At 63.4% G+C, this 8,855-nt stretch carries 9 protein-coding genes; 6 read left to right on the forward strand and 3 right to left on the reverse strand.

What is annotated here, in order from left to right; genetic code table 11:
* On the reverse strand, window positions 1-371 hold a 371-nt coding region (locus EN969_RS06890), incomplete at its 3' end, for a sulfatase-like hydrolase/transferase (RefSeq protein WP_164758164.1).
* A 225-nt stretch (window positions 372-596) separates the two neighbouring features.
* On the opposite strand from EN969_RS06890, the gene EN969_RS06895 reads away from it, so the two are divergent.
* From EN969_RS06895 to EN969_RS06920, 6 genes are all read left to right on the forward strand, one after another.
* The gene (locus EN969_RS06895) at window positions 597-1,529 is read left to right on the forward strand and encodes a VOC family protein (RefSeq protein ID WP_127419044.1); all 933 of its coding nucleotides are present in this window, start codon (window positions 597-599) and stop codon (window positions 1,527-1,529) included.
* Between the two features lie 4 nt (window positions 1,530-1,533).
* Entirely contained in the window at window positions 1,534-2,154 is a 621-nt protein-coding gene (locus tag EN969_RS06900) for an alpha/beta hydrolase (protein ID WP_027163149.1), read from the forward strand.
* Between the two features lie 2 nt (window positions 2,155-2,156).
* On the forward strand, window positions 2,157-2,456 hold the full coding sequence (locus EN969_RS06905; protein WP_013529296.1) for a GNAT family N-acetyltransferase: 300 nt from the start codon (window positions 2,157-2,159) through the stop codon (window positions 2,454-2,456).
* Between the two features lie 140 nt (window positions 2,457-2,596).
* On the forward strand, window positions 2,597-3,655 hold the full coding sequence (locus EN969_RS06910) for a dipeptidase (RefSeq protein WP_013529297.1): 1,059 nt from the start codon (window positions 2,597-2,599) through the stop codon (window positions 3,653-3,655).
* Between the two features lie 98 nt (window positions 3,656-3,753).
* On the forward strand, window positions 3,754-5,064 hold the full coding sequence (locus tag EN969_RS06915; RefSeq protein ID WP_063169138.1) for a flavin monoamine oxidase family protein: 1,311 nt from the start codon (window positions 3,754-3,756) through the stop codon (window positions 5,062-5,064).
* Window positions 5,065-5,274: 210 nt separating this feature from the next.
* A complete protein-coding gene (locus tag EN969_RS06920; RefSeq protein ID WP_013529299.1) occupies window positions 5,275-5,685 on the forward strand; it encodes a hypothetical protein in 411 nt (136 codons plus the stop codon).
* 114 nt (window positions 5,686-5,799) lie between these two features.
* Here EN969_RS06920 and EN969_RS06925 read toward each other — a convergent pair whose 3' ends face one another.
* Both EN969_RS06925 and EN969_RS06930 read right to left on the reverse strand, forming a co-directional pair.
* Window positions 5,800-7,887: an ATP-binding protein gene (locus tag EN969_RS06925; RefSeq protein WP_027163147.1), complete on the reverse strand. Its 2,088-nt coding sequence runs from the start codon at window positions 7,885-7,887 to the stop codon at window positions 5,800-5,802.
* Between the two features lie 67 nt (window positions 7,888-7,954).
* A complete protein-coding gene (locus EN969_RS06930; RefSeq protein WP_181172685.1) occupies window positions 7,955-8,728 on the reverse strand; it encodes a response regulator transcription factor in 774 nt (257 codons plus the stop codon).
* Window positions 8,729-8,855 lie beyond the last annotated feature (127 nt).

Here is an 8,855-nt window from a genome sequence, read left to right on the forward strand (position 1 = left end):
TAGCTTTGCAGCCGCGGATCGCCTGGCGCCAGCAGGCGCGGATCGAGCGACACATCGGTGTAGCCGAACAGCGTCGGATCATAGCCCAGGGCGCGAGCCGAAAGCGCAATGTTGCCGTGGCGAGCGTCGAGCGGCGTGCCATTGCGGCAGACGCGGTTGTTCATCTGGTAGAGGCCGGTATAGAGGCAGGCGCGAGCGGGCGAGCAGGGCGCCGCGCCGCCATAATGCCGCTTGAACAGCACGCCCTCCGCGGCCAAAGCGTCGGCATTCGGCGTTCGCACGATCGGATGACCGGCGGCGGACAGACAATCGCCGCGCCACTGGTCGCATGTGATCAGGAGAATGTTAGGCCGCCTGGCTTTTCCAGTCACTCACGATACCTTTGTCCCGGATGTCGAACGCCGTTTATGGAACCGAATTCTGGCCATGGCGCAAGTCTGACCTGCGAGCCAATTGGTGAACGAACCTTGTTCCATCGTTCACTTTTATGACACAGTCTATTCTGTGTTTGCCGCCTTTGCGGAAACTGCCCTGGTCCTCATATTGGCGTGGACAGCGGCGAGGGCCGCACATGTACCAAGGGAAGGAGCAAGACAATGCTCGACCAGATCAAGGGCCTGCATCACGTCACGTCGATGGCCAGGGATGCCCGCCAGAACAACGATTTCTTCACCAGGAAACTCGGTCAGCGCCGGGTCAAGAAGACCGTCAATTTCGACGCGCCCGATGTTTACCATCTTTACTACGGTGACGAGGCCGGTACGCCGGGTTCGGTGATGACCTATTTCCCCTTCCCCGACATCGGCAAGGGCCGGCATGGGGTCGGGGAAGTCGGAACCACCGTCTACTCGGTGCCGGAAGGCACGCTTGGCTATTGGGAAAAACGCTTTGCCGATGAGGGCGTCACCGGCCTCTCGCGCGAAGAAACCTTCGGTGAGAAGCGCCTGGCTTTTGCCGGACCGGATGGTGACGGCTTCGCGCTGGTCGAGTGCAAGAGCGACAGCAGAGCACCCTGGGCGAAAGGCGGCGTTCCCACGGATGAGGCGATCCGAGGCTTTCATTCCGTGTCGCTCAGGCTGAAGGATGGCGGCGCCACGGAAGAGCTGCTGAAGTTCATGGGCTATGAGGAAGTCGACAAGTCCGGCAATCTCAGGCGGCTGGCGGTGAAGAACGGCAATGGCGCCGATGTCATCGACATCGAATCGCTGCCGAGCACGGCCTTCGCCGATCTCGGCGCCGGCTCCGTCCATCACGTCGCCTTCGCGGTCGAGAACCGCGCCAGGCAGCTGGAAGTACGCAAGGCGTTGATGGACACCGGCTATGGGGTGACGCCGGTGATCGACCGCGACTACTTCTGGGCGATCTATTTCCGCACACCGGGTGGCGTGCTGTTCGAAGTCGCCACCAACGAGCCGGGATTCGAACGCGACGAGGATACCGCTCATCTGGGCGAGGCGCTGAAGCTGCCGACGCAGCACCAGCACCTGCGGCCCTATCTCGAGCAGCATCTGCAGAAGTTGGAAGGCTGAGACCATGAGCAAGGACGCTTACATCCACAAGGTGCTGCCCGGTTCGCCGGGCGGTCCATTGCTGTTCGTCTTCCATGGCACGGGAGGCGATGAGAATCAGCTTCTGTCGCTGGGGCGCGATCTCGCGCCCCAGGCAACCATCGTCTCGCCGCGCGGTGATGTGTCGGAACAAGGTGCCGCGCGCTTCTTTCGCCGCGCCGCCGAGGGCATCTACGATATGGACGACCTGGCGCGGGCGACGACCAAGATGGCGGGCTTCGTCAAGGCCCATGTTGAAGCAGCGAAGCCATCGGCCGTGCTGGGTCTCGGCTATTCCAACGGCGCCAATGTCCTAGCCTCGGTGGTGTTCGCGGTTCCAGCGCTGTTCGACGCGTCGGTGCTGATGCATCCGCTGATCCCGTTCGAACCTGAGGTCAAGGGCAGCCTCGCCGGCCGCCATATCCTGGTGACCGCCGGCAAGCGCGATCCGATCTGCCCACCGAACCTGACCACGCGGCTCGAGGCCTATTTGCGTGCCGACGGCGCCGATGTCACAGTGGAATGGCACGATGGCGGGCACGAGGTGCGGCCAAACGAGATCGAGGCGGCACGGCGGTTCTTTGCCGATACTGCCCAAGGAGCATAGCAATGCCTGACCAACTGCCTGAGATCGAACTTGAGGATCGCGGTTCCAAGGGCCGCTACGTCCTGCGTGGACCCGATGGCGCCGAGGCCGAGATGACTTTCACCAAGATCGGTGAGCACCAGATCATCATCGACCACACCGAAGTGCCGGACGTCTTTCGCGGCCAGGGTGCCGGGCTTCGGCTTGTCACCCGCGCCGTCGAGGATGCGCGTGCGGCGGGCAAGAAGATCATCCCGCTCTGCCCGTTCGCCAACGCTCAGTTCCGCCGCCATCAGGAATGGGCCGACGTGCTGAAGCGGTAGGGATTCGTTGCTTGGAAACGGCGCGGCAAGCGGCTGCCATCCCACCGGGGCGGCTTTGGCATTTGCGCGGGTGGCGCATCCTGCCTAAGTAGATAGGATATATCTTAGCCGCGCCGACAAACGAACCGAATGATCCCCCAATGACCGAAACCGATCTCGTTCCCGTCTTCGACGGCCACAACGATACGTTGCTCAGGCTCCATCAGTCGAAAGACACGGACGTCGAAAAACTGTTCATCGAGGGGAAATCGGGCGGCCATATCGACCTGCCACGCGCGAAAGCCGGCGGCTTCGCCGGGGGCATGTTCGCCATCTTTCCGCCGCCTGTCGAGAAATCCAGGCGCGGCGCCGTGCCCCTGGCGCCGGGCGCCGCCGAACCGCTGCCGCCCGAGGTTCCCCGCAATGAGGCGCTGACCTCGACCATCGCGATGGCCTCGATCCTGTTCAGGCTGGAACGGGCCGGAGCGCTCACCGTCTGCCGCAGCGCCGGCGATGTGCGCAATGCCATGGCGCAAGGGTCGATCGCCGCGGTGTTCCACATCGAAGGGGTCGAGGCGATCGATCCCGAGCTCACCATGCTCGACGTGCTGCATGAAGCCGGCCTGCGCTCGCTCGGCATCGTCTGGAGCCGTCCGAACGCCTTTGGCCACGGCGTGCCGTTCCGCTTCCCGTCTTCGCCCGACACCGGCCCTGGCCTGACCGATGCCGGCAAGGCGCTGGTCAAGGCCTGCAACCAGTTGAAGATCATGATCGACCTGTCGCATCTCAACGAGAAGGGCTTTCGCGATGTCGCCGCACTCAGCGATGCGCCGCTGGTGGCGACCCATTCCAACGTGCACGCGATCTGCGGCCATTCGCGTAACTTGACCGACTGGCAGCTCGGCGCGATCCGCGAAACCGGCGGCATGGTCGGGCTGAACTTCGCAACCGGCTTCCTGCGCGAGGACGGTCGCATGAATGCCGACACCAGCCTCGATATCATGGTGCGCCATATCGATTCGCTGCTGCAGGCGCTGGGTGAGGATGGCGTTGGTCTTGGCTCCGATTTCGACGGCGCCATGATCCCGGCCGTCATCGGCGATGTCGCCGGCCTGCCGAAGCTGATCGATGCATTGGCGGCACGCGGTTTCGGCCGCGCGCTGATCGAAAAAATCGCCTATCGCAACTGGCTCAATATGCTCGAGAAAACGATAGGTTAGAGACAGCCTGCGGCATGGTGTGTTCGGCCCGCCGGCATATGTCGACAAGGACATAGTTCGTCGGTGGAAGCCGGATACGATTGGGTGGATAGCCGGCAATGCTGAAGACCTTCACGGATGAGGGCGGCGAATTCGAGCGAGCCGATGTCGTCATCGTCGGTGCGGGTTTCACCGGCCTGTCGGCGGCGCTTGAGATGAAGAAGGCCGGCATCGATTTCATCCTGCTCGAAGCACGCGACCGCGTCGGCGGACGCGTCGAGTCCCGATTGAACGGACTTGGCGAACGCATCGATGGTGGTGGCCAGTTCCTGTGCGAGGACATGCCGGAATTGATGGCCATGGTCGAGGCGCGCGGCAAGACGCTGGTTGAAACCTATGTCGATGGCGACTTCATCACCCAGCCGACGATGTCCGCACAACGAGCTGAGCGGACCTATCATGCCGCGATGGCGATCCGCGAGCGCATGAACGGGATCGATCCGGACGATGCCTCGATTGCCGGACTGACCGTCGCCGACTGGCTTGCCTGCCAGCACGATTCGGCCGATGCAAGGATGGCTTTCCGTTCGATGATCGAAGGTCTCTGGTGCATGGCGCTGGACCAGATTCCTCTCTGGTATTTGATCGACAATGACCGGCGGGTCACCAACGAGGTGACGGAACTGCAATATTCTGTGCGCGAAACCATGCATTCGCTGGCCGACGATCTGGCCCGCGACCTTGGCGATCGGTTGCGGCTAAGCGAGCCGGTCACGCGCATCGAGCACAGTTCGCCAGGTGTTCTTGTCGTTTCGGCCGGGGGTGCCGTCGAGGCGCGCACGGTTCTGGTTGCCGTCCCGCCGGCGAAGGTGACGGAGCTCGCCTTTGCCCCCGCTTTGCCGGCCGGACTGGGGCGGGCACTCGGCGCCTGGGAAAGCGGCGCGGCTATCAAGATCCTGGTGCGCTATGCCAAACCGTTTTGGCGGGCGCGGGATTTGAGCGGCATGGTGATGTGGCTCGAGCCGCCGGGGCTGTTTGCCTGCGACGCCGGCAAGGATGCGGAGCATGCGGCGCTCGTCGTGTTCGCCGGCGGCTCGCTCGCGCTGCGTTGGCGCGACCTCGGCGAGGCGGAACTGCGTGCGGAGGTGACCGGCCGGCTGGAGGCAGCCCTTGGTCCGGATGCCGGTGACGTCATCGATTTCAGTTTGCGTGACTGGACAGGAGATCGCTGGAGCGGCGGCGCGTACAGCGATCTTATTGTCGATGTTACAGCGACAGACGCCGAGCGAACGATCCTTGCCGGCGCACCGCCGGTGTATCTCGCCTCTTCAGAACTCTCGCCATCGTTTCCGGGGTATGTCGAGGGCGCCATCATTGCCGGGCGCATCGCCGCGCACAAGATCATTGCCGAGCTTCAAGCTCCGGGCTGAGCCTGATCTTTTCGAAAGACTGTTCGGTAAGATCGGTCAAGTTGCGCCTCGAGCCTCGGCGCCGTCGAAGCCATGCCCGATTTTGCCCGACTTCGCCCGAAATGCTGTTTCGAATTCGTTACAGTGCCAATCCTTCGCCACCCCATCACCGTTACAAAGCGCGGATAAGTTCATTTCACCGCCAAAAGAAACTCAGCGAAGGGGAAGGTAATGCATGCAAAAATCCAGACGATCCGCGGCGAGAGCCGCCTTCAGGCTCCAGAGCGCAATGACCGCCGTCCGAAACTGGCGCTGCGCCAGCGGGCCAGCGACCACCCCATGGCGATGTTCATGGTGCTGGCTGCTTGCGCCTTCGTCGGCATGGCGTTCACGCCGACAATCGGGCCGGCCTTCGCTTCGTTGAATCCGCCGGCCAATCTCATCGACGGCGCGCAGACGACGACCAGGACCGCGCGTCTGCCGGTGCCGTTGACCGACTTCGCCTGCAAGGGCCAGGCCTGGGGTGCCGAGAGCATGGATTGCCTGCGCGCCATCGCCGAACAGTCCGGAACACACAAAAGCCGGGCGATCCGCATGATCGCCAATGCCGCGCCGTTGACCGGCACGCCGAATATTTTCTGATTTCCGTCGAAGCATGGTCCCGAAAACCGTTCCCGTTTTGTGGATCATGCTCTGACCTCCCCGAGCGCCCTCCAGTGCGCTCCTTTTGGCTCCCGCCCCCGGGAGCCTCTTTTTTTATCCTTTCAAGGCCGCCTGTTCGGCGATGGCGGAGAGCACGCTGCGCACATCCAGCGTGCTGAACGGCTTTTCCAGAATCTGCGGTCGCTGGTGCGCCGGCAAGGCTTCGATTTCGGCTTTGGCACCGATCAGGTCTCCGGTGACCAGCACGAAACGCCGCGCCAAATCGGGCTTTTCGGCGAGCAGCTCACGATAGATCGATATGCCGCTGACGCCGGGCATGCGCAGGTCCGAAAAAACGATGTCCGGCGGCATGTGGCCGCTCAAGGTGGCGGCGGCCGATTCCCAGACCGGCACGATCCGCGACTTGATGCCCATCAGTTCGAGGATGTCGGAGAGTGACCCGGCGACATCCGGCTCGTCGTCGATGATCAAGGCATGGCGCAGGCCGCTCGATCGCGGCTGGTTGTCGCCGGCGGTGGCGAGGCCGGCCACGATGGCCGGCAGCTGGACGACGAAACGCGCGCCTCTCGGGAGCACTTCCTCGAACCAGACATTGCCATTGTGCCGCTCGATGATCGATTTCGAGATCGACAGGCCGATGCCGGTGCCGACGCCGACCGGCTTGGTGGTGAAATAGGATTCGAAGATGCGGCCGCGGATCGCTTCCGGCACGCCGGGCCCATTGTCCTCGACCGAGAAGCAGGGATGATCCCGGTCGCTGCGGAACGTCCGCACCTTGATCAGCCGGTCGCCGGCAATGCCAGCCAAAGCGTGCTGGCTGTTGATGAGGAAATTGGCCGCCACCTGCGTCACATGGTCGGCGTCGGCCATGGCCAGCAGCGGGCCTGCGGCGAAATCGGTGTCGATGATGATGCCGCTTGAGCGCGCGCCATAGGCGGTCACTTCAAGTGCCGCCCGGATCACCTGGTTGAGGTCGGTCTCGGCTTGTGCCGCGGGATGGAGGCGGACCATCGACAGGAAGCTCTTGACGATGCGGCCGCAGCGCTCGGCGGCCGCGCGGACCTTTTCGGCGCGCACCTTGGTTTGCGGATCGGAGGCGAATTCGTGCAGCAGCGTCGATTGCGCCACAACCACGGCCAGCGGGTTGTTGAGCTCGTGCGACACACCGGCCAGCAACGAACCCATCGCCGCCATCTTCTCGTTCTGGTGCAGCTTCTCGCGTTGCCGGCCGATTTCCTCCTCGGCGCGCAATTTGTCGCGCAGGTCGCGGATGGAGCCGAAGATCAGGCGGCGGTCGGCAACCCGCATCTCGGTGGCCGTCAGCTCGATCGGGAACACTTCGCCGGCGGCATTCTGGGTCACCGTCTCGAGCCGCTGGCCGACCATCGGCGCGCCGCGGCCGGACATGTATTCGGCTCCTGAGGCATAGCCCTTGCGGTAGTAGATCGGCACGATCGTATCGAGCAGGTCCTTGCCGAGGATGTCGCTGCGCTGGAAGCCGAACATCTTCTCGGCGGCCGGATTGAATTCGATGATCGAGCCGGTCTCGTCGATGACGACAATGGCGTCGAGCGAGGCCTGCAGCATGGTGCGGCGAATGACCTCGCTGGCGTGGGCGTCGGAGGGCGAGCGCTCTATGGCGTCGCCGATGGCCAGCGCGATGATGTGCAGCGTCGCCTCTTCCTCGTCGGTCCATGCACGCTCGTTGATGCAGTCATTGACCGCCAGCGTGCCCCAGAGATGGCCGTGCGCGAAGACCGAGACCGAGAGGAACGATTTGATGTTCTGCTTCTCGAAATCGGTCCTCAGGAAGCCTTCGAGGTCGCGCGTATGACCGGCGAAGATCTTGCCTTGCCTCTCGTCCTCGGCAAGCCGCTCCAGCAGCGGGTCGGAATTGACGATCGATTGCATGATGACGGTCGGTGATGCCAGTTCGCCGCCGAAAAGAGGGTCGATCCAGTAGGCGGCGACGGATTGGGCGAAGCCCTGGCCAGGCAGTTCGCGCAAGCGAAACAGGATGCCGCGCTGGCAATCCATGGCCCGGCAGAGCGTTTCCAGTATGCCGTCCATCTCGCGCTGCCAGTCGCCGGCCTCGCGCAGCCGGCGAACGACGCGCACGGCCGCCATCGCCGCGCCCTGCCTGAACCCTTGCATATCGGTGCTTGCTGCTTCAGCGATCATCTTGTGCTGTCATTCCGGAGTCGCGCCAATTCGGCCGGCGAGCAACTACATCCTTCTGGCCCGGTGCTCAGTTGCCGTCGCCGGCCGGCAGCGAGAAGATATAGCCCTCGCCGCGCACCGTGCGCAGGAATTTCGGATTGGCGGGATCGGCCTCGATCTTTTTGCGCAGCCGCATGATGCGAATGTCGACCGCGCGTGACGATTCCGGATCTTCGGTGAAACCGATCGCCTCGGAGATAGCGGCGCGGCTCAGCAGCCGGTTGGCGCGGGTGAGGAAAATCTCCAGCACGTCGAACTCGCTCTTGGCCATGTCGATCACCACGCCATTGGCGCCGGTGACCAGCCTGCCGTCGAGATCGGCCTGGAAGGGGCCGAAGGCAACGGAACGGCGATCCGCCCCGGCCCTCTTGTCCTGCAGCTCTTTGGGCTGGGGAACCCGGCGCAACACGCTGCGCACCCTGGCCAGCACCTCGCGCAATTCGTAAGGCTTGACGATGTAGTCGTCGGCACCGAGTTCCAGCCCGACAATGCGGTCGAGCGCGGTGCCGGCCGCGGTCGCATAGATGATGCCGATCGGCAGTTTCGAACGCAGCCAGCGGCCAAGCGAGAGGCCGTCCTCGCCGGGCATGGCGATGTCGAGAATGGCAAGATGAAACGACTGCGTTTCAACGAGGCTGCGCGCGGCGGCCGCACTTTCAGCGGTGGCCACGTCATATCCGGCGGCGCCAAGGTATTCGGCGACAGCGTCCCTCAGGTCGGGCTCATCCTCGACGATGACAATTCTTGCCCGCACGATGCTTTCGCTCCCACTTTCAGTGGAAAGTAGATTGGGTATAAACATCATGTCCAGCACTCATATCGGGGTTGCCAGGGAACGGTTGGAAAACATGGCCGCACGATCCGTCATTGCGCTCGTTTCGGTAGCCGAAGTGGTCGCGACCGAACTCGCCGACCATCTTGAACGGCGC

Origin of the sequence: Mesorhizobium sp. M7A.F.Ca.CA.003.01.2.1 (genome assembly GCF_003998945.1) — a bacterium.
Taxonomy (GTDB): Bacteria; Pseudomonadota; Alphaproteobacteria; order Rhizobiales; family Rhizobiaceae; genus Mesorhizobium; species Mesorhizobium ciceri.

Bases quoted from the DNA above. Each gene is read 5' to 3' on its own strand.
- EN969_RS06895 (WP_127419044.1), top strand. From the start codon at position 597: ATGCTCGACCAGATCAAGGGCCTGCATCACGTCACGTCGATGGCCAGG.
- EN969_RS06900 (WP_027163149.1), top strand. From the start codon at position 1,534: ATGAGCAAGGACGCTTACATCCACAAGGTGCTGCCCGGTTCGCCGGGC.
- EN969_RS06905 (WP_013529296.1), top strand. From the start codon at position 2,157: ATGCCTGACCAACTGCCTGAGATCGAACTTGAGGATCGCGGTTCCAAG.
- EN969_RS06910 (WP_013529297.1), top strand. From the start codon at position 2,597: ATGACCGAAACCGATCTCGTTCCCGTCTTCGACGGCCACAACGATACG.
- EN969_RS06915 (WP_063169138.1), top strand. From the start codon at position 3,754: ATGCTGAAGACCTTCACGGATGAGGGCGGCGAATTCGAGCGAGCCGAT.
- EN969_RS06920 (WP_013529299.1), top strand. From the start codon at position 5,275: ATGCATGCAAAAATCCAGACGATCCGCGGCGAGAGCCGCCTTCAGGCT.
- EN969_RS06925 (WP_027163147.1), bottom strand. From the start codon at position 7,887: ATGATCGCTGAAGCAGCAAGCACCGATATGCAAGGGTTCAGGCAGGGC.
- EN969_RS06930 (WP_181172685.1), bottom strand. From the start codon at position 8,728: ATGTTTATACCCAATCTACTTTCCACTGAAAGTGGGAGCGAAAGCATC.